The sequence below is a fragment of the Flavobacterium sp. 5 genome (assembly GCF_002813295.1).
In the GTDB taxonomy this organism is placed as follows: domain Bacteria; phylum Bacteroidota; class Bacteroidia; order Flavobacteriales; family Flavobacteriaceae; genus Flavobacterium.
In genome coordinates, this window is the sequence record NZ_PHUE01000001.1 from 3,261,183 (window position 1) to 3,285,927 (window position 24,745).

The 24,745-nt window shown below is 31.7% G+C and carries 23 protein-coding genes; 10 read left to right on the forward strand and 13 right to left on the reverse strand.

The window, feature by feature from the left end; all coding sequences use genetic code 11:
* Window positions 1-97 precede the first annotated feature (97 nt).
* The 4 genes from CLU82_RS13570 to CLU82_RS13585 form a co-directional block, all read right to left on the reverse strand.
* Window positions 98-370, reverse strand: coding sequence for an HU family DNA-binding protein (locus CLU82_RS13570; protein WP_077375548.1), 273 nt, complete (start codon window positions 368-370; stop codon window positions 98-100).
* A 179-nt stretch (window positions 371-549) separates the two neighbouring features.
* On the reverse strand, window positions 550-1,497 hold the full coding sequence (gene fmt, locus CLU82_RS13575; RefSeq protein WP_100843594.1) for a methionyl-tRNA formyltransferase: 948 nt from the start codon (window positions 1,495-1,497) through the stop codon (window positions 550-552).
* Window positions 1,497-3,392 (reverse strand): ATP-dependent DNA helicase RecQ, encoded by a 1,896-nt coding sequence (locus tag CLU82_RS13580; protein ID WP_100843595.1) that lies wholly within the window; start codon window positions 3,390-3,392, stop codon window positions 1,497-1,499. Before CLU82_RS13580 ends, fmt begins: the two co-directional genes overlap by 1 nt.
* A gap of 51 nt (window positions 3,393-3,443) precedes the next feature.
* Window positions 3,444-3,977: an AAA family ATPase gene (locus CLU82_RS13585; RefSeq protein ID WP_100843596.1), complete on the reverse strand. Its 534-nt coding sequence runs from the start codon at window positions 3,975-3,977 to the stop codon at window positions 3,444-3,446.
* A gap of 316 nt (window positions 3,978-4,293) precedes the next feature.
* Here CLU82_RS13585 and CLU82_RS13590 point away from each other — a divergent pair, with 316 nt between their 5' ends.
* The 4 genes from CLU82_RS13590 (at window position 4,294) to CLU82_RS13605 (ending at window position 7,714) form a co-directional block, all read left to right on the forward strand.
* Window positions 4,294-4,590, forward strand: a complete 297-nt coding sequence (locus tag CLU82_RS13590) for a DUF493 family protein (protein ID WP_100843597.1) — start codon at window positions 4,294-4,296, stop codon at window positions 4,588-4,590.
* Between the two features lie 2 nt (window positions 4,591-4,592).
* The gene (locus tag CLU82_RS13595) at window positions 4,593-5,306 is read left to right on the forward strand and encodes a DUF4290 domain-containing protein (RefSeq protein ID WP_100843598.1); all 714 of its coding nucleotides are present in this window, start codon (window positions 4,593-4,595) and stop codon (window positions 5,304-5,306) included.
* 127 nt (window positions 5,307-5,433) lie between these two features.
* A complete protein-coding gene (gene murA, locus CLU82_RS13600; protein WP_100845036.1) occupies window positions 5,434-6,750 on the forward strand; it encodes a UDP-N-acetylglucosamine 1-carboxyvinyltransferase in 1,317 nt (438 codons plus the stop codon).
* A 97-nt stretch (window positions 6,751-6,847) separates the two neighbouring features.
* Entirely contained in the window at window positions 6,848-7,714 is an 867-nt protein-coding gene (locus CLU82_RS13605; RefSeq protein ID WP_100843599.1) for a cation diffusion facilitator family transporter, read from the forward strand.
* Between the two features lie 84 nt (window positions 7,715-7,798).
* Here the strand turns inward: CLU82_RS13605 and CLU82_RS21095 are convergent, their stop codons facing one another.
* From CLU82_RS21095 to aroQ, 5 genes are all read right to left on the reverse strand, one after another.
* On the reverse strand, window positions 7,799-7,921 hold the full coding sequence (locus CLU82_RS21095; protein WP_255409715.1) for a glyoxalase superfamily protein: 123 nt from the start codon (window positions 7,919-7,921) through the stop codon (window positions 7,799-7,801).
* The gene (locus tag CLU82_RS13610; RefSeq protein WP_255409716.1) at window positions 7,902-8,162 is read right to left on the reverse strand and encodes a glyoxalase superfamily protein; all 261 of its coding nucleotides are present in this window, start codon (window positions 8,160-8,162) and stop codon (window positions 7,902-7,904) included. The genes CLU82_RS21095 and CLU82_RS13610 overlap by 20 nt, the downstream gene beginning before the upstream one ends.
* Window positions 8,163-8,258: 96 nt before the next feature.
* Window positions 8,259-9,194 (reverse strand): DUF2268 domain-containing putative Zn-dependent protease, encoded by a 936-nt coding sequence (locus CLU82_RS13615; RefSeq protein WP_100843600.1) that lies wholly within the window; start codon window positions 9,192-9,194, stop codon window positions 8,259-8,261.
* Between the two features lie 493 nt (window positions 9,195-9,687).
* The gene (locus tag CLU82_RS13620; protein ID WP_100843601.1) at window positions 9,688-12,159 is read right to left on the reverse strand and encodes a DUF5686 and carboxypeptidase regulatory-like domain-containing protein; all 2,472 of its coding nucleotides are present in this window, start codon (window positions 12,157-12,159) and stop codon (window positions 9,688-9,690) included.
* A gap of 85 nt (window positions 12,160-12,244) precedes the next feature.
* On the reverse strand, window positions 12,245-12,658 hold the full coding sequence (gene aroQ, locus CLU82_RS13625) for a type II 3-dehydroquinate dehydratase (protein ID WP_100843602.1): 414 nt from the start codon (window positions 12,656-12,658) through the stop codon (window positions 12,245-12,247).
* A gap of 297 nt (window positions 12,659-12,955) precedes the next feature.
* Here aroQ and CLU82_RS13630 point away from each other — a divergent pair, with 297 nt between their 5' ends.
* The 3 genes from CLU82_RS13630 to CLU82_RS13640 all read left to right on the forward strand — a co-directional run bounded on the left by CLU82_RS13630 (window position 12,956) and on the right by CLU82_RS13640 (window position 16,116).
* Window positions 12,956-13,552 (forward strand): outer membrane beta-barrel protein, encoded by a 597-nt coding sequence (locus tag CLU82_RS13630; RefSeq protein WP_100845037.1) that lies wholly within the window; start codon window positions 12,956-12,958, stop codon window positions 13,550-13,552.
* 81 nt (window positions 13,553-13,633) lie between these two features.
* On the forward strand, window positions 13,634-14,530 hold the full coding sequence (locus CLU82_RS13635; protein ID WP_100843603.1) for a site-specific tyrosine recombinase: 897 nt from the start codon (window positions 13,634-13,636) through the stop codon (window positions 14,528-14,530).
* Window positions 14,531-14,613: 83 nt separating this feature from the next.
* Entirely contained in the window at window positions 14,614-16,116 is a 1,503-nt protein-coding gene (locus tag CLU82_RS13640) for a PAS domain-containing protein (RefSeq protein WP_100843604.1), read from the forward strand.
* Window positions 16,117-16,249: 133 nt separating this feature from the next.
* Here the strand turns inward: CLU82_RS13640 and rny are convergent, their stop codons facing one another.
* From rny to CLU82_RS13655, 3 genes are all read right to left on the reverse strand, one after another.
* The gene (gene rny, locus CLU82_RS13645; RefSeq protein WP_100843605.1) at window positions 16,250-17,812 is read right to left on the reverse strand and encodes a ribonuclease Y; all 1,563 of its coding nucleotides are present in this window, start codon (window positions 17,810-17,812) and stop codon (window positions 16,250-16,252) included.
* Window positions 17,813-18,019: 207 nt separating this feature from the next.
* Window positions 18,020-18,313, reverse strand: coding sequence for a cell division protein ZapA (locus CLU82_RS13650; RefSeq protein WP_100843606.1), 294 nt, complete (start codon window positions 18,311-18,313; stop codon window positions 18,020-18,022).
* Between the two features lie 10 nt (window positions 18,314-18,323).
* The gene (locus CLU82_RS13655; protein WP_100843607.1) at window positions 18,324-18,614 is read right to left on the reverse strand and encodes a hypothetical protein; all 291 of its coding nucleotides are present in this window, start codon (window positions 18,612-18,614) and stop codon (window positions 18,324-18,326) included.
* Between the two features lie 368 nt (window positions 18,615-18,982).
* Here CLU82_RS13655 and CLU82_RS13660 point away from each other — a divergent pair, with 368 nt between their 5' ends.
* From CLU82_RS13660 to CLU82_RS13670, 3 genes are all read left to right on the forward strand, one after another.
* Window positions 18,983-20,680, forward strand: coding sequence for a M23 family metallopeptidase (locus CLU82_RS13660; RefSeq protein WP_100845038.1), 1,698 nt, complete (start codon window positions 18,983-18,985; stop codon window positions 20,678-20,680).
* A 12-nt stretch (window positions 20,681-20,692) separates the two neighbouring features.
* Window positions 20,693-23,155 (forward strand): carboxypeptidase-like regulatory domain-containing protein, encoded by a 2,463-nt coding sequence (locus CLU82_RS13665; protein ID WP_232735246.1) that lies wholly within the window; start codon window positions 20,693-20,695, stop codon window positions 23,153-23,155.
* A 112-nt stretch (window positions 23,156-23,267) separates the two neighbouring features.
* Window positions 23,268-23,996, forward strand: coding sequence for a hypothetical protein (locus tag CLU82_RS13670; protein WP_100845040.1), 729 nt, complete (start codon window positions 23,268-23,270; stop codon window positions 23,994-23,996).
* Here the strand turns inward: CLU82_RS13670 and CLU82_RS13675 are convergent.
* Window positions 23,988-24,689 carry a DUF2971 domain-containing protein gene (locus CLU82_RS13675; RefSeq protein WP_100843608.1) on the reverse strand — a complete coding sequence of 234 codons (702 nt, stop codon included), beginning with the start codon at window positions 24,687-24,689 and terminating at the stop codon, window positions 23,988-23,990. The two genes, CLU82_RS13670 and CLU82_RS13675, sit on opposite strands and share 9 nt — an antisense overlap.
* Window positions 24,690-24,745 lie beyond the last annotated feature (56 nt).

Consider the following 24,745-nt stretch of genomic DNA (forward strand, 5'->3'; position numbering starts at 1 on the left):
ATTACATAAAGGAACCAAATTTTTTGAGCCTTATTCGTTTAAAAGCATAAAAAAACCTTCCAATCGGAAGGTTTAATTATATAAGATAAACTATAAATTAGTTTACAGCTCCTTCTAAATCCGCTCCAGCTTTGAATTTTACAACATTCTTTGCAGCGATTTGAATAGTTTTTCCAGTTTGAGGATTTCTTCCGTCTCTTGCAGCTCTTGAAGATACAGACCAAGATCCAAATCCTACTAAAGATACTTTACCACCTTTTTTCAAAGTACCACCTACATTTCCTAAAAATGATTCAAGTGCTAATTTTGCAGCAGCTTTAGTAATTCCTGCATCAGCAGCGATAGCGTCAATTAATTCTGATTTGTTCATAATAATGGATGTTAATTGTTGGTTAAAATAATTGTTAATAGAACAAAATTAGCAGGAAATACGGAGTGTGCAAGTGTTTTGTACAAAATCAACCTATTTTGTTAATAACTTGCTTTTTTTGTTCATAAAGTAGGCTAAAATTCTGAAAAAATAAGGGTTAAGTCCTGTTTTTATTGGTGTTAGGAAACTCTTGCGTTTTCTGAAAAAGTAATTCCATTTAATAATTCTGCTGTAGTCATTTTCTTTTTTCCAGGAAATTGTAGGCTTAATATTTGAATATAACCTTCTTTCGTGGCAATTTTCATTTCTTTTTTAGTGCAGATTAAAGATCCAATCGTTCCATTATGTTCTTCAAAAATGGTCTTAGCTTCATAAATTTTCACATTCCATTCTTCGTCTTTGTCTGTAAAATAACACCAAGCAGCTGGGTAAGGACTTAGTCCTCTGATGAGGTTATGGATGTTTGTAGTAGATTTTGACCAGTCAATTTTACAATTTTCTTTATTTAATTTGTAAGCTGTTTTAATATCTGAATTATCATTCTGAATGGTAGTGGTTACATTTCCGCTTTCAATCAATTTCAAAGTATCAATAACAGTAGTACATCCCAAAACCATCAAACGGTCGTGAAGTTGTCCAGCATTTTCGGTATTATCGATTGCTATTTCACTGCTTAATATCATTGCGCCAGTATCTATTTTGTCATCAATGAAAAAAGTAGTAACTCCAGTTTTGGTTTCTCCATTAATAATTGCCCAATTAATTGGCGCTGCTCCTCTGTAATTAGGCAATAAGGAGGCATGTAAATTAAATGTTCCTAAAGCAGGCATTTCCCAGACCACTTTTGGCAACATTCTAAAAGCAACGACGATTTGTAAATTGGCTTGTAATGATTTTAATTCTTCAAGAAAAGCTTCGTCTTTTAAATTTGTAGGTTGTAATAAGTGTAAATTATTTTCTAATGCATATTCTTTTACTGCCGAATATTTTATTTTTTGTCCTCGTCCTGCGGGTTTGTCTGCGGCAGTGATTACACCAACTACTTCATAATTGTTTTTGATTATGGTATCTAGAATTCCAACAGCAAATTCTGGAGTTCCCATAAATATAATTCTTAATTTTTTCATTAGGTTTTTAAAATGTATTTGTTGTTTTTCTGAATTATTAAAAAATCATCTTCTAATAATTGTTGCAGTACAAAGATAACATCGTCTGCAGTATTTTTAGTCTTATTTTGAATTTCTCTTGAACTTAGACCTTCAATTTTTAATAAGTCTATAATTTTTTTCGAAAGAGCATTAAAGTCTTTTTTGGGTTTTGTTAGTGTGATGCAATAAGAGCAAATACCACAATTAGTTGTTGATTTTTCTCCAAAGTAGTTCAAAATAGTTTTACTCTTGCAAACATCTTTTTCTTTTATATAATTTAAAACTGATTGGAGTTGTTCTTTTTTGAGTTCATTTTGTCGAACCAAATGTTTCGAAACCTTATTAATGGTTCTTTCATCTTCCCGAATTTCGTTGAAAATTAAAACGGCATCATTATTTTTCGAGTGGTATTCTATAATTTCTTTGTCTTTTAGTTTATGTAATACTGCTAGTATTTCTGCTTCCGAATGGTTTGATTTTTTGGCAATCAACGATAAGTTAAAAGCAGTTTGCATTTCGTAAACGCCAGGATATGTTCTTAGGATAGTCAAAATGATTTCCTCATCATTTGGATTCAAACTAGTATATCGAATAACTTCTTTGGATGGAATTATGAATTGTAAAGTGATTTTTTCTGAAAACTCTTGGGATAAAGTTATAATTCCCTGTCCGTCCAAAAATCGCATAGCGTTAAAGGTCTTTAGAGTTGGAAAGTCGTATTTATGACAAAAATTATTCAAATTAAACATGAATTCTTCGTTTATTCCCTCTCCGTATGCTATTTGAAAATAATTACAAAGTTTAATATACATCGTAGTCAAAAACGTTTTGTCTGGCAAAATGTTTATAAATTGACTCTCAGCCTGAATAGTGTCAGATGGGCTGGTCAGTAAAACGGCAAATGCTTTCTCTCCATTCCTGCCAGAGCGCCCTGCTTCCTGATAATAGTTTTCAATATTTTCGGGTAGCTGAATATGAATAACTGTTTTAACGTTGGACTTGTCAATTCCCATTCCAAAAGCATTTGTAGCGACAATTACCTGCGCTTTTTCCTCCATCCAGAGTTGCATGTTTTTGTCTTTCTCTCTAGAAGTAAGACCGCCGTGATAATATGTGGCTTTAAACCCTAAGGTTTGTAATTGTGAAGAAATCTCTAAACAAGATTTACGATTTCGAACATAAATAATAGAAGGCTGAGGATTTTTTTTAAGAATCTGTTCAATTCGAAAAAGTTTATCTTCTACTTCAAAAACCATATAAGCAATATTCTTTCTGGCAAAAGACTTTTCAAATTGAGCGGGACTATGCATTCCTAATTCAGTAATAATGTCTTCTTTAACTCTAGGAGTTGCAGTTGCCGTTAAAGCCAAAAAAGGAATTTTTGGAAAATGTTTTTTTAATTCCGAAATTTTCAAATAAGCAGGACGAAAATCATGTCCCCATTGCGAAACACAATGTGCTTCATCAATAGTTATAAGGTTTATTGGGAGATTTTTTATTCGGTCCAGAATCCAATCCGATTGCAAACGCTCGGGAGAAACATACAGGAACTTATAATTTCCAAATTGACAATTGTCAAGTAAATCAATAATTTCATCTTGTTTTATTCCTCCAGTCAGAGCAATGGCTTTTATTCCTCGGTTTTGCAAATTAGCTACTTGGTCTTTCATAAGTGCAACCAAAGGAGAAATAACTAAACAAATTCCTTCAGTCATAAGAGCAGGTACCTGAAAACAAATTGATTTTCCACCACCCGTTGGCATCAATGCAAAAGTATCATGACCTTTCAAAACCGAATCAATAATTTCGTTTTGTAATGACCTGAAGGTATCATGTTGCCAATATTTTTGAAGAATCTCTAATGCTGTTGGCATTATTTTCTGTTTAGATTTGTACTAATTTACAATATTGAATTTCAATAATTGCTAAATTTTATCTAATATAAAAAGAATTCTGTTATCAATGCTATCTTTTGGTACCTCAATTAAGTCGTAACCGTAATTAACATAGGTTTTCTTAAGGTGTTCTTGTATTGTTTTTGCCTGCTCAAAGTTTTCATAACGTTCACTATCGCTTTCGTAAATCTCTTCCCAAGGCGGAAGTATAAAGATTTTAGTATATACATTTTCGTTGCAAGCATCAACAAAATGATTTGGATAATCATCACCAATATAATCTAAGTAAGCAACGACATCGGGGATTCCGCGGTCAATAAATACCCATTGATGAGGTTCATTTTGGGCATTGTTAAATTGCTTAATTCTACCATCAAGCAACATTTGGCTAAACAATAAAGGATCTTCCAGAAACAATTGTTCAATACCTCGTTTTTGAGCTTCGAGTGTAACTTCACGCGAAATTTCAGGATAACAGCAATAACCCTTGGCTACCAAACCTTCAATAATAGAACTTTTTCCCGTACCAGGACCGCCAATGATAACAATAATTTCTTTCTGCACGTTTTCTAATTAAACGGCAAAAATACTCAAACTTATTGGTATTTGAAACCTTTATTTAGTACTAATTAAAAGCAAATAATTAAGGAGCGAAAGATTAGGTTTTATCGGAAAGAATGGGTTCCTGCTGTCCGTTATATCTTTTTCTCCCGAAAAAAAATCGCTATAAAAAGGATGCCGCTGCTATTAGTGCTAGGGAGGAGTTATGGTATTTTTTTTTGGAAACATGGTACAAAAAATATAAGCTCTATGATTCTTTAATCATAAAATTCAAAATCTAAAATCTAAAACGTATATTTGCCTTTATTTTTATTTAGGAATGAGCGACGACAACGAAAAAAAGACAGCAGAGTTTTATGAAAGACTTAAAGCCGAATTAGATAATAGTAATTCCTGGCCTGCTCCATATTTGTTTAAATTTATAGTGCCAACAAACGAAGAAAATATCCTAAAAGTGGAAAATGCCTTCAACTGTATGGGAGATGTAATCAAAACAACAAAATCCAAAACCGGAAAATTTACCAGTGTTTCGGTAGATGTAACGGTCAAAGATTCACAAGAAATAATAGATAAGTACCAAGAATTATCCACAATAGAAGGTATAGTTTCCTTATAATTATGATCGAAAAATATATAAAAGAAAATGCGAATGATGTAGTTTTCAATTTAGAATATAATTCTGAAAGAGAACATTTAATCATTCCTGAGTATGGTCGTCATTTACAAAAATTGATTGAGCAAGCTACTAGTATTGAAGATGATGAAAAACGCAACAAAGCGGCAAAATACATCATTCAGGTAATGGGAAGTTTGAATCCTCATTTGCGTGACGTACCCGATTTTCAACACAAACTTTGGGATCAGCTTTTTATCATGTCTGATTTTAAATTAAAAGCCGATTCTCCTTATCCAATACCATCTAGAGAAGTACTACAACTCAAACCAGATGTTTTAAAATACCCACAAAACTTTCCAAAATACAGGTATTATGGAAACAATATCAAATACATGATAGATGTGGCCAACAAATGGGAGGAAGGTGAGATGAAAAGTGCATTGGTAAAAGTCATTGCCAATCACATGAAGAAATCCTATTTGAGCTGGAATAAAGATACCGTAAAAGATGATGTCATTTTCGAGCACCTTTTTGAACTGTCCGATGGAAAGTTGAATCTAATACAAAGCACAGAAGAATTATTAAATACTACTGATTTACTAAGAACGAATAAAAGGATTTCTAATAAAATTGGTCCTGCAGGGCAACCTAAAATTCAAAGTAATAAGAATAATAATAACAAAAACGGAAAGCCAAAACCGTTTCAAAAGAAATAATTAATTAAAAAAGAGGCTAAGTTACTATGTTAGCTAAGTTTCTAAGATATTGGACAGAATTGTTCATAGAAATCTTAAAAACTCAGAAACTCAGAAACTCAGAGACTCAGAAACTCAAAACAAAAGCATGGAAGTTTTCAAAATTGAAGGAGGAACACGTTTAAAAGGAGAAGTAATACCACAAGGTGCAAAAAATGAAGCATTGCAAATTTTATGTGCTGTACTTTTAACTCCTGAAAAAATAACAATCAACAATATCCCAGATATTATCGATATCAATAAATTGATAAAGCTTTTGGGAAATATGGGAGTTAAAATTGAAAAATTAGGACATGGTTCTTATACTTTTCAAAGTGATGAGGTAAACGTTGGATACCTAGAAACAGAAGCTTTCAAGAAAGAAGGAGGTTCACTTCGTGGTTCTATTATGATTGTTGGGCCGCTTTTGGCTCGTTTCGGTAAAGGATATATTCCAAAACCAGGAGGAGATAAAATTGGACGTAGAAGATTAGATACTCACTTTGAAGGATTCATTAATCTTGGAGCAAAATTCAGATATAATAGAGAAGACCATTTTTATGGAGTAGAAGCTCCTGACGGACTTACAGGTGCAGATATGTTATTAGATGAAGCATCTGTAACAGGAACTGCTAATATCGTTATGGCAGCTGTTTTAGCAAAAGGAACAACAACTGTTTACAATGCTGCTTGTGAGCCTTACTTGCAACAACTTTGTAAAATGTTGAACTCTATGGGAGCTAAAATTACTGGAGTTGGTTCTAATTTATTGACTATTGAAGGAGTTGAAAAATTAGGTGGTTGTACTCACAGAATTCTTCCTGATATGATCGAAATTGGTTCTTGGATTGGTCTTGCGGCTATGACACAAAGTGAAATTACGATTAAAAATGTAAGTTGGGAAAACCTAGGAGTGATTCCTACTGTTTTTAGAAAACTAGGAATTACACTTGAGAAACGTGGAGATGATATTTATATTCCAGAACACAAAGATGGTTATGAAGTGAAAACAGATATAGATGGTTCGATTCTTACTATTGCGGATGCACCATGGCCTGGATTTACACCTGATTTACTGAGCATTGTTTTGGTGGTTGCTACACAAGCAAAAGGAGATGTTTTGATTCACCAAAAAATGTTCGAAAGCCGTTTGTTCTTCGTTGATAAACTAATTGACATGGGCGCAAAAATCATGTTATGTGATCCGCACAGAGCAGTAGTTATGGGGCATAATTTTGAATCAATACTAAAAGCGACTACAATGTCTTCACCAGATATTCGCGCAGGAATCTCATTATTAATTGCAGCACTTTCTGCTAAAGGAACTAGTACTATTCATAATATTGATCAAATTGATCGTGGGTATGAGCGTATCGACGAAAGACTAAGAGCACTAGGAGCTAAAATAGTTAGAGAGAATTTATAATAAATAAAAAGTCCAATTTTAAATCGCTTAAATGAATTTAATTTTCTCTTGAAAACAATTTATTTAAGCGATTTTTCAGTTTTAAAAAAAGCCAAATATGACTAATGAAGAAAAGGCTATAAAAGCAACGTATTTTAGTATACTTGGGAATACTTGTATGGCGCTTATAAAAGGTTTGGCCGGTCTTTTTGGAAATTCCTATGCCTTAGTTGCCGATGCTATAGAATCTACTACAGATATTTTTGCATCATTATTGGTATTGTTTGGGATAAAATATTCAAGCAGACCTGCAGACGACAATCATCCTTATGGACACGGAAGGGCCGAACCATTAATTACTTTTTTGGTTGTTGGTTTCTTGATTACTTCGGCAACAATTATTGGATATGAAAGTATTATGAATATCCGAACGCCACACGAATTACCAAAACCATGGACACTTTTTATACTCGGTGCTATTATTATTTGGAAAGAATATTCGTTTAGATTAGTGATGAAAAGAGCTAATGAGACCAATAGTTCTTCTCTTAAGGCAGATGCTTGGCATCATAGGAGTGATGCACTAACTTCTGTTGCTGCTTTTATTGGGATTTCGATTGCATTGTTTTTAGGGAATGGATATGAAGCTGCAGATGATTGGGCGGCTTTGTTTGCTTCGCTATTTATACTTTATAATAGTTATTTGATTTTTAGACCGGCCCTTGGTGAAATCATGGACGAACATTTGTATGATGATTTAGTTGAAGAAATTAGACAAGTTTCGCATCAAGTAGATGGAATTATAGATACCGAAAAATGTCTCATTCGTAAGGCAGGAATGAAATACCATGTTGATCTTCATGCTCGAGTAAATGGTGATATATCCGTAAAAGAAGGACACGATTTATCTCATAAATTGAAGGATACTTTGCGAGAGGAAATACCAGAATTGGGAAATGTTTTAATACATATTGAACCTAATTAGAAAAGTTTTAATGAATAAAAAAAACCAATACATTTTTAAGTATTGGTTTTTTTATGAATATAATTTATATCAAAGGGTTGTGACTTACTCTCCTGTAAAACTTAATCTGTTCCCAAACGGATCGATAACTTGCATACAGTAAATTTTTTCGTCCCAAAAAGCTTTTTCTATTTCGGGTTTATTGTATTTATAATCCTTTGCGATCAATTGTTTGTGATAAATTTACTAAGTCAGGGAAATTTTCAATGTGGATTCTTGCACCTGGTGAACAATCACCATGATGTTCTGTCAGATGAATTTTTAAATCTCCAAGAGAAATCATTATGTAAAGAGGAAAGTTTTCGCCGAATGTATGCTCGCCATCAATTTTAAATCCCAGCCAATCGATATAAAATTCGATAGCTTTTTGGTAATCAAAAATTCTAAAAATAGGTCTTGCTATTGTCATGGTTTAGTTCGATTTAGTTCTGATGTTACCGACGATCAATGTCTTGGTGCTTGACGAGCTTGGTGATTAAAGAAACGAGTTTTTCATTATGCACATTTAATTAATATTAAAAAATTCATCAAAAGTTTCTTTGCTTGATTTTTGATAACTTTTTATATATAAATCCAAAAATCCACTTTCTTTTAAAAATATAAAAGGGTTTTTTATATTAAGCATATTGTAGATTGCTTTGTGCTTATCTTCTTGTTTGTTAAAGTATGCTTCCATTATTTTATATCCAATCCAATATCCCAAATCATTTGGTCTGTCATCTTTTTTAGAAGTTCCATATAACCAATCTTGGTTATCATCTTGTTTTAATCTCGTTACAAATTCCTCACATAGTTTATTCAAATGTTTTTCACCGTATTTATATGAAACTTGATTTATTGCTTCTCCTGATATAAATTCTCCAACAAAATCTGCACCACCCTCCAGTAAACATCTCCATAAAAGTGTTTGTTTTCCTTCAATGTGTTGTTGATAATGAATGAGTTCATGGGCAATTAAACCCGTAACACCATCAAGATTATTTAGTTTTTCTGTTCCTATTATAATTCCATCATCAGAAGAAGTTCCCCCTGAGTTAAATCTTCCATAAACAAAATATACTGGTGGAAAATTTGCATCAGGATACCAGTATTTTAAAGCACTATAAATGGCTTTAACTCTTTTTTCTTTTGCAGAAATTCCATCAAGAACATTTCTCGTGATTTCATAATCAGGTTTTCGCTTTTTTACCATTACGAAAAGTGAATCGGCATTTAAAATTCTATTTGGTATAAAACCTTTTAGACCGGCAGAACCTTTTTCAATATATTCGTTGAAGGGATTTTTATTTGAATTGTCTATTTTATCAAAAGCAATCCAAAAATTTTTGGCATCATTTGTTTCAAATACAGCGTTTAATGGACTTTCAGAAAAATTTGATTGTCCAAAAAATAAATTTGGAATAGTCAAAAAAATGGAAATAATTAAAATCTTAATTTTCATAAATTTTCAATATTAACTAAGGTTTGTTTCCCTTTGTTCTTTATTTCAAATATAGAAATTTAAAATTACAAACTGCTAATAGCATTTTTGGGTTACTTTGGTTGTTTTTTGCACTAAGCCTAGTAAAATCTGGATTCCGAAGAAAAAAGAATGCCTTCAAAAGGTCTTCCGTCGCTTACAAATTGTCTTCCGTCTCCTTCAAAAGATCTTCCGTCTCCTTCAAAAGATCTTCCGTCTCCTTCAAAAGGTCTTCCGCCTCCTTCAAAAGATCTTCCGCCTCCTTCAAAAGATCTTCCGTCTCCTTCAAAAGGTCTTCCGTCTCCTTCAAAAGGTCTTCCGTCGCTTACAAATTGTCTTCCGCCTCCGTCAAAAGGTCTTCCGTCGCCGTCAAGAGAGCTTCCGTCTTCATCAAACGTGCTTCGGACAGTTACAGAGTTGTTACTAAGTGTTTAGAGTTGTAATTGTATTCAAATAAATAGGATTGTAATGAGTTCTAATTCATGAATTTCAATCCAAAAACGACACCGTCTTTTTGGAAACCGTTTTGATAGGAACGCACATAATTCACTCTAAATATTTTAAGTTTACCAAAGCCTAGATTGTCCAGACCCGCGCTATACTCCGAGTATGGGTTTTGATTTGGAATAGCCAGTAAGTGATAGCCAACCACCAAGTTCGATTTTAATAGATTTAGTAAAGGAATTTTATTCATTATATAGCCTTTGTCATTGTGCTCCGTATGCAATTCAAAATAACTATCATTAGTGCTATTCGTGTAGTAAGGCATCAAACCAAAAGCATTTAAATATTTATCAGATAAGTCTATAAAGGTTTGGTTTCCGTTAAAATGTTGGTAATCTACAAACGAAATTTCATCGGCATTAAAGAATTTTCCAGTCTTTATATTTAATCCAAAATTTCCTTTATTCCCAAAAGTATGGTTGTATTTTAGTTGTGCATTAATTTGATCAAACTCATATTTTTTTTCGCTTCCAGCAAATCCTTTTTCAAAACCTACGTATAAAGTGGGATATTTTTCATTTCTAATATTATACTTTCCGTCGGGTCTTGAGGAGTATTTATTTCCGAAATTGATTTTTGCATGCAAATCCAATTTAGCCAATTTATGTTTTTCAAAACCTGAATTGGTATAATCAGTTGGGTCTAATGGGTTATTGGATGAAAATATATCACCCTTGTTAAAAAATGAAAAATCTGTGGTGTTGAATAAAGGTTTTCGTTGCTCATAGCTAATTTTTCCGTTTATATGAACCCCATTTGCTACATCTTCGCCATACTCAAATTCGGCAAATTCTAAATTATAAAGCTTTATGTAGTTGTCTTTGAAAAACAAAGTGCTGATAGAGTTTATAAAGGGACTAATAGGCTCTTCTCTATTAAATTGTGCAACCGTGCTTCCTCCCGAAAGGGTGAAATTTGCATAATTTTGATTGTTCAACTGATGCCAATATTTACCCTTAACTCGCAAACGATCATCAGAAAACCCATAATTAATATTTAAATCTATGTTAGTTCGCTTTCCTTCATCTTCTTTCTTCCAGTCAGAATAGGAGAAACCAGAACTAAAGTTCCAGCCTTGCACGGTATTAAAACTTAAAGAGCTAAAGTCTAGTAAGCCGTTATATCTCCAAGAATATTTTTTTGCACTGTTATGGTAGCTGTAGCCAGTAATGGGATCGAAAAACTTAAACTTGTTATTTTTTTTGTCAATCGAATCTAAATATTTTTTGGAGTTGCGAACGTTGTGTATACTGTCTTTTTTAATATAATCATTGCTTTCTTCCTGTGTTAGCGGAATGGGTCTGTTGGTGTTCCAGAAAATAGTATCTTTTTTGTTTGAATCGATTTCGACACTAGTGATTTCGTTGGTAAATGTTTTTTTATCGAAAGAATCTACAAATTCATAATTGCTGTAAACATAAGTGTATTTACCATTGAATTTGATTCCAAATATTCCTGCATTAAAATCAATGCTTTGGGTGTTTTTAGCCCAAATTTTGTTGGTTTTATTGTAGCTGAAGTTTTGCTTCAATGTCATTACATCGATAACTTCTTCCTGCATTCGATACCCTTTTATGTCCAAATCTACCGCATAAATAGAATAGGAGTTATCTGTGATATAGATATAACCTTCAAAAACAGGCTCTTTATCTCTCTTGGCAATAACTTTTATCTTATTGATTGTTTGATTGTTTTCGTCTACAAAAGTGCTCTCTAGTTTGTATTTATAATAGTTGAAAGCATTGTCTGCAATGGGCGAAATCATATTAATGCCAAAATTTATAGTATTGTCATAAAAATCATAAAAGGAAGATCTGGCGGTATTATAAGCATATCCTTTGTTGTCTCCGCTAACTTTTGATGCAGTAACAACTTCTTTTAAATTGTTAGGTTTTTCAAAAATGATTTTAGAAAATGTTTCAGACAAAGAAATAATACCTGTTCCAGTTGAGTCTAAGGCTCCATTCAAATCACCAATTTTCTGACCGAGTATTTTTTTGGGAGCATTTTTTAGTTTGAAAATTCCTCTTGAATAAAAATCGGCTTTAAACCTTGCCGTTTTATTAGTATTTTCTTTTTTGTTGGCAATTGCTTTTTTTATGATTGCGTTTGCGGGATTATCTTTTGTGTTAATTACTACTTCATTAAGAGAGTAGCTTTCTTCAGCCATTTTTACATCTAATGGTAAGGTAAAGTTTTCAATCGGGATAGCTATTTTTTGAGTTTTAAAACCTAAATATTGAAAAACAATTTTATTACCACTAGATTTTAGATGAAGTTGATACTTTCCTTGCTCGTTTGTAGTAGTTCCGTTATAGGTATTCTCTTCAAAAACATTGATCAGAGGCAACGGATTCCCTTTTTCGTCAGTAACAGTGCCTTTTATTTGGGAAGTGACATAAAAAGAAGATAATAGTAAAAAGTACAAAAGAGCGTTTTTCATAAATTTAGATTTTATGTAAGACGCTCTACTGTAAGTATTGTTACTTGAATATTAAGGTTATTCTGTTAATATTTATATAAAAATATTACAAAAATGACTGGATTGCTAAGTCGTAACTTTTCATTCCGAAACCTAAAATAACACCTTTGGCATTTCCTGAAATATAGGATTGATGTCTGAAGCTTTCGCGTCCATAAGTGTTTGAGATATGCACTTCGATTACAGGAGTGGTTATTGCTTTTATAGCATCACCAATTCCAACAGAAGTATGAGTATAGGCACCAGCATTAAGAATTATTCCATTATAAGTAAATCCCAATTCTTGAATTTTACCAATTAATTCGCCTTCAATATTACTTTGGTAATAAATTAATTCTAATTGAGGGAATTTGGTTTTTAAAATTTCAAAATAATCTTCAAATGTTTGAGAACCATAAATTTCTGGTTCTCTTTTTCCAAGTAGATTTAAGTTTGGACCATTAAGGATGGCGATTTTCATAATTTTTGTTTTTGTAAAAATAAATAATTCGTTCTTAATATTGATCGTCTATTGCGGAAAAGAACTAGTCTTTTTAAAATAAAATGGAAATGTTTTTTTGTTAAAAAATGAAAATTATGGGTGTTTTTTTTGAATTTTATTTCGATGTAAATGTTTGATTTACATTTTTTTAACGTCTTTTTTGCTAACTAAAAATAAGTATTTAGACTACAATTTAACATTAAATTAAGAATTTGTTAGTGAATGTTGATTAACAATTCGTACATTTGCCGCCGTATTAACAAACAAACAAAAAAAATGAAAAAGATTATTTTATCAGCGATTGCTGTATTCGCATTTGGATTTGCAAATGCTCAAGAAGGAACTGCAGGATTTGCAAAAGGGGATTTGTTTATTTCTGGCGCAGTAGGTATTTCTTCATCAAAAACTGGAGATTTTAAAGAGAGTGAGTTTAATTTTGTTCCAAGAGTTGGTTATTTTGCAACTAATAATATTGCAGTTGGTGCTACTATTGGTTTTAATTCACAAAAAGAAACTAATGAGTTTGGTAACGATCAAGAATTAAGTACAATTGGTTTTGGAGTATTTGGTAGATATTATGCTACTCCGGCTTCAAATTTTTCTTTATTTGGTGAATTAGGAATTAACTATGCAAGTGCTAAATTTGATGATGGTATTGATGGTACTGAAGATGGAAAAGCTAATGGTTTTAATATTGCAGTAGCTCCAGGTGTTAGTTATTTTGTATCTAAACATTTTGCTTTTGAAGCTTCGATAGGTATTTTGAGCTATGGTTCTATTAAGCCAGATGCAGATGGTGCTGAAGCTACAAAAACTTTCCAATTAGGTTTAGGTCTTGAAGATTTAACTATGGGTCTTGTTTACAAATTCTAATTTTTAGAATTTAGTTTATAAAAAGGAAACCTCCCAATCGGGAGGTTTTTTTATGAACAAAAAAGTCTTTACTTTGCTATAATGAATTGGGGAACTCACATAAAAAATTATCAGTCATATCTTAAAATTGAAAGAGGTTTATCTAAGAATACGATAGATAATTATTCCTTTGATATTGAGCGGTTGTGCCAATTTCTGACTCAAAATTCGATTCAGGTTTCTCCTATAGCCATTAATGAAGAAGTTCTCCAGCAATTTATTTATTCAGTTTCCAAAGAAGTAAATCCGAGATCTCAAGCTAGAATTATTTCTGGGCTAAAAAGTTTTTTTTCGTATTTAATTTTTGAAGATTTAAGAAATGATAGTCCTTTGGAATTAATAGAATCTCCAAAGACTGGGCGTAAATTACCAGATACTTTGGCTGTTACCGAAATTGATGCACTTATCTCAGCAATCGATTTGAGTTCTAACGAAGGGGAGCGTAATAGAGCTTTGTTAGAAACTATGTATGGTTGTGGTCTTCGGGTTTCAGAATTAGTTGCCTTAAAAATATCTGATTTATTTTTTGAAGAAGGATTTCTTAAAATTACGGGAAAAGGCAATAAACAGCGTTTTGTACCAGTAGGTGAATTGACTCAAAAATATATGGAGACGTATAAAAATAATGTACGGGTTCATGTGAATATTCAAAAAGGATTTGAAGATATATTGTTTTTGAATAGGAGGGGAAGACAATTAACAAGAGCTATGATTTTTACGATTATTAAAGATTTGGCAGTAAAAATTAATTTGAATAAGAGTATAAGTCCTCATACTTTTCGACATTCATTTGCTACCCATTTATTAGAAAATGGAGCTGATTTACGTTCTATTCAGTTAATGCTTGGTCATGAATCGATTACTACCACAGAGATTTATGTTCATTTGGATAGAAAGTATTTAACCGAAGTTATGAATGCCTATCATCCACGAAAGTAATTCTTTAATAAATTATTTATTGTTTTTAATAATATCTATTTAAGTTTCAATATTTTTGTAATTATACTAAGAAGTTTATAAATATGATCTTTACAGCCAATAAAAACCCAGAAGATTTAAATAAATTATACGAAAGTCTAATTAAGCAACTTCCTAATATAATCTTTCAGATTAGGGTAAACTCTCTTAAGCAAATTACAGTCGACTTTTTGAGCAAACCAATTGAAATTCTGAATGAATTTTCTATGCATGAATTTCTAGAGGATTCGTATAACTTGTCCAATTATAAAATTTATGAGCCAGATTTAAAAATGTTTTTGGATTCATACGAAAAAGCGATTTCTAGTAATGAAAAATGGGAGATCGATTTCAGATTATTGATGCCCGAAAGTGGATATAAATGGATTCGTATCGATGCAACACCTAAAAAGAATGATCAAAATGAAATTGTTTTTTATGGATTAATTTCGGATATAACAATTGTTAAAGAACAAGAAATCAGGTTAAAAGTTGCTGATGAAAGATATCATTTTGCTGTGCAAGCTTCTGATAGAGGAGTATGGGATTGGGATTTAACTACCAATAAGGTTTATTATTCTTCAGAGTCAATGAAGATATTGGAATTGACCGAATCTGATTTGGTGGCTGCCCCAGAAGAATGGGACGAAAGGGTTCATCCAGATGATCGTGAAGAATATTACGGAAATATAAATTTACATTTTGATAACAAAATTCCTTTTTACGAAACTTGTCATCGCGTTTTATGTTCAGGAAAATACAAATGGATTCTGGATAGAGGAAAAGTTATAGAAAGAGATGAATATGGCAAGCCTTTGCGTATTGTAGGTACTCATACCGATATATCAGTACAAAAAGAAAAGGAGATAGAGTTGTCGAAAATGCTTGAAATTGTAAATGTTCAAAACAATAAGTTGCTTAATTTTGCTCATATTGTTTCTCATAATTTAAGAACCCATAGTGGTAATATAAAATCATTATTAGATTTGCACAAAGAAGCTCTTTTGTCTGAATCGGATACCTTAAGTAATATTCAAATTGTATCCGATGAGTTGTTTTCTACAATTGAAAGCCTGAATGATTTGGTAAGTGTATATACTGAGAGAGAGAATAATATGCAACTTTTGAAAATTAATAGCTTTATTGATAAAGTTTTAGATGTCCTGTACGAGTCTATTAAGCTAAAAGGAATTCAAGTACTGAATTATGTTCCAAATTCGGTAAAAATACTTTGTATACCTGCTTATTTAGAAAGTATTATGTTGAACTTACTAACGAATGCAATTAAATATTCGGATCCAAATAAAGAGGCTAAAATTGTTTTTACTGCTGAAGTAAAGGATGATTTTGTAATTCTGAATGTAAAAGATAATGGATTGGGAATCGATTTAGATAAACATAAAGACTCTATTTTTGGATTGTATAAAACATTTCATAGAAATAATGATGCCAGAGGAGTTGGTTTGTATTTGACCAAAAATCAAATTGAAAATATGGGAGGTAAAATTGAAGTCGAAAGTACTCTTAATTTCGGAACAACTTTTAAGGTGTATTTTAAAAAAGGATAATAATTATATTTTTTAAATCTAGAGAAATATAATTTTATTACTAATTAAAAAATCCAAATTCCAATTAATAAAATCGGAATTTGGATTTTTGTATTTTAATTTCTCAATCTTTTACGATAAGAAAGACTAAGTTTTATTTCGCGATGTTCACCGCTCTAGTTTCTCTAATTACAGTGACTTTAACTTGACCAGGATAAGTCATTTCAGTCTGAATTTTTTGTGAAATTTCAAATGATAAATTAGCAGCATTATCATCAGATACTTTTTCGCTTTCTACAATTACACGAAGTTCTCTACCAGCTTGAATTGCATAAGCATTTTTTACTCCACTAAATCCGTATGCTACTTCTTCTAAATCTTTCAAACGTTGAATGTATGAATCTAAAACTTGTCGTCTTGCACCGGGTCTTGCGCCCGAAATAGCATCACAAACTTGTACAATAGGAGATAATAATGATTTCATTTCAATCTCGTCGTGGTGAGCTCCGATTGCGTTGCAAACCTCTTCTTTTTCACCATATTTTTCAGCCCATTGCATTCCTAATAATGCGTGTGGTAAATCACTTTCTGCATCAGGAACTTTACCAATATCATGAAGTAATCCAGCTCTTTTAGCTAGTTTTACATTCAGTCCTAATTCAGCAGCCATAATTCCACAAAGTTTAGAAACTTCGCGTGAGTGTTGTAATAAATTTTGTCCGTAAGAAGAACGGTATTTCATTCTACCTACAACTTTTATCAATTCTGGGTGTAATCCATGAATTCCTAAATCTATTACAGTACGTTTACCTACTTCGATAATCTCATCATCAATTTGTTTAGTAGTTTTAGCTACCACTTCTTCAATGCGAGCAGGGTGAATACGACCGTCTGTAACTAATTTGTGTAATGCCAAACGAGCAATTTCTCTACGAACAGGATCGAAACAAGACAAGATAATAGCTTCAGGAGTGTCGTCAACAATAATCTCAACTCCTGTAGCAGCTTCAAGAGCTCTAATGTTTCTACCTTCACGTCCAATGATTCTACCTTTTACATCATCTGATTCAATATTGAAAACAGAAACACAGTTTTCTACCGCTTCTTCTGTTCCAACTCTTTGGATGGTATTGATAATGATTTTTTTAGCCTCTTGTTGTGCTGTTAATTTAGCCTCTTCAATTGTGTCTTGAATATGAGACATGGCTTTACTTTTCGCTTCAGCTTTTAAGCCTTCAACAAGTTGATCTTTAGCTTCTTCGGCGGATAATCCGGAAATCACTTCTAATTGTTGTAGCTGGCTTTTATGAAGTTTGTCAACCTCTTCTTGTTTCTTTTCTAAATTCTCGATTTTAGAATTGTATTCTGCAGTTTTTGCTTCAAAATCATCGTTTACTTTTTTTGCTTTTGATAATTCATTTGAAATTTGCGATTCTTTATCACGAACTCTCTTTTCTACTTCGGCTACTTTTTTATCTCTAGCTAAAATTACTTGTTCATGTTCTGATTTCAATTCAATGAATTTTTCTTTTGCTTGAAGAATTTTGTCTTTTTTAATGTTTTCAGCCTCAAGATTAGCATCTTTTAAAATTGAAGTAGCTTCTTTTTTTGCGCTTTTAATTAAATTAGAGATATTGCTTTTTTCTATGATTTTGGCAATACCAAATCCTAGTGCAATACCCGTAATTCCTGAAATAATTATTGTTATGATGTCCATGTTTATTAAAAATTTATATATAAAAAAAGCCTACATTAGAAGTTGTATAAACTCGAAAAGACAAGTTTTGAGCTAACTCACTGTTCAAGTTTCCTCGCCGAAGCGTGGCATGCTTTAGTAGTGATGATTTGCTCATTCTAAATTGTTAGTGTTGAGTTTACCAATATGAACTAATGTAGGCAGTATCTTAGTCTTTGTAAAGAACGTTTAATTTTCGAGATATTCGTCCAAAAGCAAATTGATTTTGTTTAATCTTTCAATGGTTTCATTACCATTTATAGCATTATCAATTTGTTTTTGTTCTGCTTGAGAAGCAAATTGTAAAGCACACATAGCTAATACATCTTGTTTGTCTCTTACAGCATAATTTTCTTCAAATTGCTTAATCATAGCATCAATTTTTTTTGAAGCACTTCTAAGTCCTTCTTCCTGAGAGAAGTCTACCGTTAAAGGGTAAACTCTGTCAGCAATTGATATTTTAATTTTAAGCTTTTCGTCCATGTGTTTTTTATTAATCTGATAGCTGGGCTATGCAGTAATCAATTTCACGAATTATTGAATTTATTTTAAGCTTTGTATCTCTTTTATTATCGTCACTGCCTAATAATGCATTGGCCATTTTAAGTGTTTCTAATTGTGTTTTAAGCTCATCAATCTCTTTGGATTGGTTTTGCGTTAACACTGCAGTATTCTTTAACTCTAAACGTAAATCTTGATTGTTTTTTTCTAAACTTTGTATTTTTAGAAAAAGTTTTCCAATCTTATTTTCAAGAGTATCAATTATTTCTGCAATCACACTCATTATAATTCCTATTCATTACTTAATCTTACAAAGTTAGTATTCCTTTTTATTATTACAATATTTTATTGATTTTTTTACGTTAAAATAATCAATTATCTGAAAATCAAATTATTGTAATTTTTTTATTTTGTCTTATAAACTGAGTTTGATTTTAATTGTTAATTATTATAAAAAGGCTTAACGTTTATCTTTGGCTTTGATCGAAACTACATTCTCTACTTTTTTACTGCTAAAAAAGTAAAGGTATAGTGTTGAGGAGGAACTATTGGTATTGGAAATACTTTATTATGGTTGTTCCTGAAAATTAATAAGTATGTTCAAATTTGTAGGTCTTGCTTGCTTTTTTTATCTTAGCCAAAATGTATACTATGAAATTTTACTTTTTTTTGTTATTATTTTCAACAACTCTTTTTGCACAAGTTGAGTATCCTAAAGATTATTTTCAGTCGCCTCTTGATATTCCTTTAAAGTTATCTGGAAATTTCGGAGAATTGCGACCAAGTCATTTTCATGCTGGTTTTGATATGAAAACTCTTCAAAAGGAAGGTTTAAACGTGTATGCTGTTGCTGATGGGTATGTATCTAGAATTAAGATTTCTACTTTTGGCAATGGAAAGGCCATTTATATAGATCATCCAAATGGATTTACTTCGGTGTACGGACATTTGCAAAAAGGCACTGATTCAATTGAAAGTTATATAAAGAAAACCCATTATCAAGAAAAGTCTTTTGAAATTGAAATGTATTTCAAGCCCAATCAAATGCCTGTAAAAAAAGGCCAGTTAATAGCGTTGTCTGGAAATACTGGGTCTTCTGAAGGGCCTCATTTGCATTTTGAATTTAGAGATACCAAAACGGAAAAAATTATCAATCCAATGTTTTTTGGATTTGATGCTTTGATGCAAGATACCAAGAAACCAATTGTCTCAAATCTATACGTTTATCCTTTGGATTCTAAAACAACTGTTAATCATGCGCAACGTCGTATTCCAATTAATTTATCTCTGCAAAAAGATGGAACCTATTTAGCAGATAAAGTTATTGCTAATGGTAAAATTGGTTTTGGAATTACTACTTTCGATTATGATGATGTATCTTTTAATAAAAATGGCAGTTTCAATGTTGATTTATCTAACAATGGAAAATCTATTTTCGGATACCAATTTAATACCTATTCTTTTGATGAAATGCGATATGTAAATGCATTGATTGATTATGCATTTTATAAAAAAACGAGTCAAAGGATTCAAAAGCTCTTCATGAATCCACCGTATAATTTGAGTATTATAAAAGTCGATGAATCCAATGGTATAATTACGGTAGCTCCCAATTTAACTAATGTTTGTCGTTTGGAAGTTTCAGATTATTATGGAAACAAAACGACAATTGTGATTCCAGTTGAATATGATTCTCTTTCTACGATAATCGAAAAAGAACCTATTTTGTCTAATTATGTGGTGAAAGCATCAAAGGATTGTTTCTTTGAAAAAGATAAAAACAGCGTTTTCTTTCCTGCGGGAACATTCTATAATGATTTTGATTTGAATTTTGAATTTAGCAATAATGTATTAACAGTTCATGATGATACCGTTCCAGCGAATAGCAATTTTACAGTTTCAATGGAGGGTAGTAGTTTAGATATTAGCAAAAAAGATAAAATTTTTATAGGCCGTGTTTCAGGGAATGGTGTAAGTTATAACTCAACACGAGAAAAGAATAATGTTTATGAAATTAGTACTAAAACACTAGGTAAATTCAAATTGGCGATGGATACCGTTGCACCAGTTATAAAAATTTCGAAACCTATTGAAGGAAAAAATTTAGACAATCAAAAGATACTTCAAGTTCGTATTTCAGATGCTTTGTCTGGTATAAAATCGTATAATGGTTATCTCAATGGAAAATGGATTTTGATGGAATACGATAATAAAACAAGTCTTTTAACGCATAATTTTAGTGATGGAATTGTGGCAGATGGCGATAATGTATTAAAAGTAGTTGTAGTTGATAATGTAGGGAATTCTTCTATCTTTGAAACTCATTTTATAAAAAATCAAAAACAGTAAAACCCAAATCAATTGAATATTTTTAAATCGCTATGCTGTTTTATTTTTTTGTTGGTAGGAGTAACTTCACTTGCTCAGACAGGCTTCGTAAAAGGTGTTGTTTTGGATAAAAACAACATTCCTGTTGAAGGTGTAAATGTTTCTTGTCTTAATAATAGTTCTCAAACTAACGAAAAGGGATTCTATCAAATTGCTATTCCATCCAATCAAAACGTTACTGTTGAATTTACTCATGTTTCTTTAAAAAAGGCAAGTCTTAAAGTGTCTATAAAATCTAATGAAGTATATATATTCAATATGTATATGAGTGATCAAGCGGAACAAATGGGTGAGGTTGTGATCAATAATAATAAAAAATCGGTTCAAGGGATTCTTACTTTTGAGGCTAAAGATATTCGTTCTATTCCTGGTGCCAATGCTGGAATAGAAAACGTTTTGAAAACGTTACCAGGAGTAAATTCTAATAATGAGTTAAGTACTCAGTATAGTGTTCGAGGCGGAAATTATGATGAGAATTTAGTTTATGTTAATGAAATAGAAGTGTATCGTCCCTTTTTGATACGCTCGGGACAACAAGAGGGTTTGAGTTTTATCAATACAGATTTAGTTCAAAATATCGATTTTTCTGCCGGTGGTTTTCAAGCAAAATATGGAGATAAAATGTCTTCAGTTTTGGATATTACTTATAGAAATCCAACGCAATTTGGAGCATCACTCGAAATGAGTTTCTTGGGAGGAAGTCTCTCTGTTGATGCGGTTTCTAAAGATAAAAAATGGTCTGCAATTACAGGAGTTCGTTATAGAAATAATAGTCTTCTTGTAAATAGTCAGGACACACAAACAAATTACACTCCTACTTTTGCGGATATTCAAACTAATATCAATTATCAGGCTTCTGCTAAATGGCAATGGAGTTTTTTAGGAAATATATCTCAAAATAAATATTTATACCAGCCGCTTACTCGTCAAACTAATTTTGGAACAACAGATACGCCAATGGCATTGGCAGTTTATTATCAAGGAAAAGAGAAAGATTTATACAATACGTATTTTGGAGCAGTAAAAACTACTTATCAAGTGAATGATAGTTTTTCTTTAAAATTCATTGGATCTGTTTTTCATACCATAGAGCAGGAGTATTTTGATATCTATGCACAATATAGATTGGGTGAGGTTGATACTAATATTGGTTCTGATACCTATGGAGACATTCAGTTTTCAAGAGGAGTTGGGTCTCAACTCAATCATGCCCGTAATGATTTGGATGCATTAATTGCTAATTTAGAAATTAAGGGATTGAATAATTGGAAGCAAAACCAAATAGAATGGGGAGTAAAATATACTAAAGAATCTATTCATGATCGAATTTCAGAGTGGGAGGTAATTGACTCTGCTGGTTTCTCAATAAGACCTCCAATTATTCTGCCTAAAAACGATGAACCTTATCAACCTTATTCAGGCTTATTAATTCCGTATCAGTCCGTAAGAGCCATAAATTTTACCGATATTGATCGATTTTCTGCTTACGCTCAATGGAGCCGAAAGGATATTTTAGGGACAAACGAAATATGGTATAATTTGGGTGCCCGTATGCAAAGTTGGGAAGTTTCTGGTGATAATTTGAATGGTAAGATTCAAACTGTTTTTAGTCCAAGAGCTCAATTTGCTATAAAACCAGATTGGAAAAAGGAAATGCTTTTCAGGTTTACTATAGGTCTTTATAATCAACCTCCATTTTATAGAGAATTAAGGGATTATGATGGTGTAGTTTTGCCTGACACCAAAGCACAAAAATCGCTTAATATCGTTTTTGGGAATGATTATAGTTTCAAAATGAGAGATCGTCCTTTTAAATTGGTGACGGAAGCTTATTATAAAAAAATGACAGACGTGAATCCTTATACAGTTGACAATGTCCGAATACGATATGCAGCCAATAATAATGCTATTGCGTATGCACAAGGACTTGATGTTCGGCTTAATGGAGAATTTGTTCCAGGGACAGATTCTTGGATTAGTTTTGGCTATTTAAAAACAGAAGAAAATATAGAGAATAAAGGATATATTGCCAGACCAACAGATCAAAGATTAAAATTAGGCCTTTTATTTCAGGATTATATGCCTAAGATTCCAAGTTTAAAATTGTATCTTAATTTGGTTTACAATACAGGATTGCCTGGAGGGTCACCATCTTATGCGGATCCTTATTTGTACCAAAATCGATTGCATGATTATCGTAGAGTAGATATTGGTTTTTCTAAAGTTTTTATTGATAAAAATGCAGGAATTTCTACTAAGAAATTTTTAAAGAGTTTAAAGGAATTATCTTTAGGATTTGAAATCTTTAATCTTTTTAATAATCAGAATGCGATAACGAATACTTGGGTTAGAGACGTGTATACCAAAACCGAATATGCAATTCCAAATTATATGACATCCCGTGTTTTTAATTTGAAGTTAAATGCAAGGTTATAGTATTTTAAAATATAAGCAGGATTTGGTTTGCATGAATAAATCTGTGATGTATTTTTCTTTTCCATTTTTAAAAATGATTACATTTGGTTTATTTTTTAATATTAAAATTATTATGAGAACATCACATTTTGTTTGTATTGGAATCTCGCTTTTACTTTTAGCAAGCTGTAAAGAAGAAACAGAAAAGCCAAAAGTGATTTACGATGCTTCAAAAGCGGGAAGAGAACTTACTAAAGCCGATTCGACTCAAATAAAAATCGCAGATTTGCCTATACAAATGCAAGGAACAGACTATTTAATTCATCCTGTAGGTGATTTGAGTGTTTATGATAAAGGAGCTAAAAATAAATACGGATCTTCGAGTGTGAATGATTTGAGTTTTACTATATCAAACACATCCGAGTATCAGATTACCGGTTATTTGCAAAATCTTAAATTTCAAAAAATAGGCTCAGATTCTATAAAAGCATTGACTGATAAACCCGTTTTGATTCAAACAGCAACCTACTTAAAAACGGTTTCTGATAAAATCAAAAAGCAAATTATGGTATATACTTTGATGGATATGGACACCAATAAAGACGGAAAACTCGATGTAAGTGATATTACAACATTATATTTGAGTAAAATCAGCGGAGAGAAATTCACTAAAGTTTCAGTTGATTTTCAGGAATTGATAGATTGGAACTTAATTGAGTCTCAAAATCGTTTGTATTTTAGAACGGCAGAAGACACCAATAAAAACGGAAAATTTGATAGTAAAGATGTAGTGCATTATAGTTATATTGATTTGGCTACAAAAGACTGGGAAGTTAAAACCTACAGTCCTATTTCAAATTAAAATATCACTTTCTAAATCTGATTTTTCTATTTCAAAATCAAAACCTAATTGTGTTACTAATTGAATGACTAAATTTTTATACCAATTCTCAGATTTGGGATGAATATAAATTTTTTCTATCAATTGATTAATATCTACATTTATTTTTAAACCATCATTTAGTTTAATGTTGCTGTCAGCAACATCAGTGATGATACGCACTTCACGCTCGTATTGAAAGCTTTTTCGTTTGAATAGAAAAGGGAAAAACATATCATCAAACGGAATGTATTCTTTTTTGTAATCTATATAATTAACTTCACCAATGTATTGTTTGTAATTATTTTCAGGAGCTAAAGCGTTTTGAAGTCTTTTTACAGTAGATTGGATGGCTAATCCTTCACTATTTTGGGTAAAGATTTGCCACATCGCAAAAGATTCATATTCGTTGATATGCCAACTGCTAATAGCTACTTTCTCTCGATGAGTTTTGTAGAAATTTAAGAAATCTGGATTGTTTATAGAAAGTTTTTTGATTTCTTCAAAAGTAGGTTCGCTAAAAGTACCTTCATATTGATCTTCAAATTTATCAGATCGGGACATGAACAGTTTATGCGAAATCAATAAATCCAAAAACTTCGACAAGTCCAAATATTTCCAGACTACAGTATCAGGATCTTGTGGAAGTTTTATGTTAGGATTATTGTGATACATAGCTTTAGATTTAAAAATGAAATAATTTAAAAATTGGATTCTTCAAAAAATCTTAA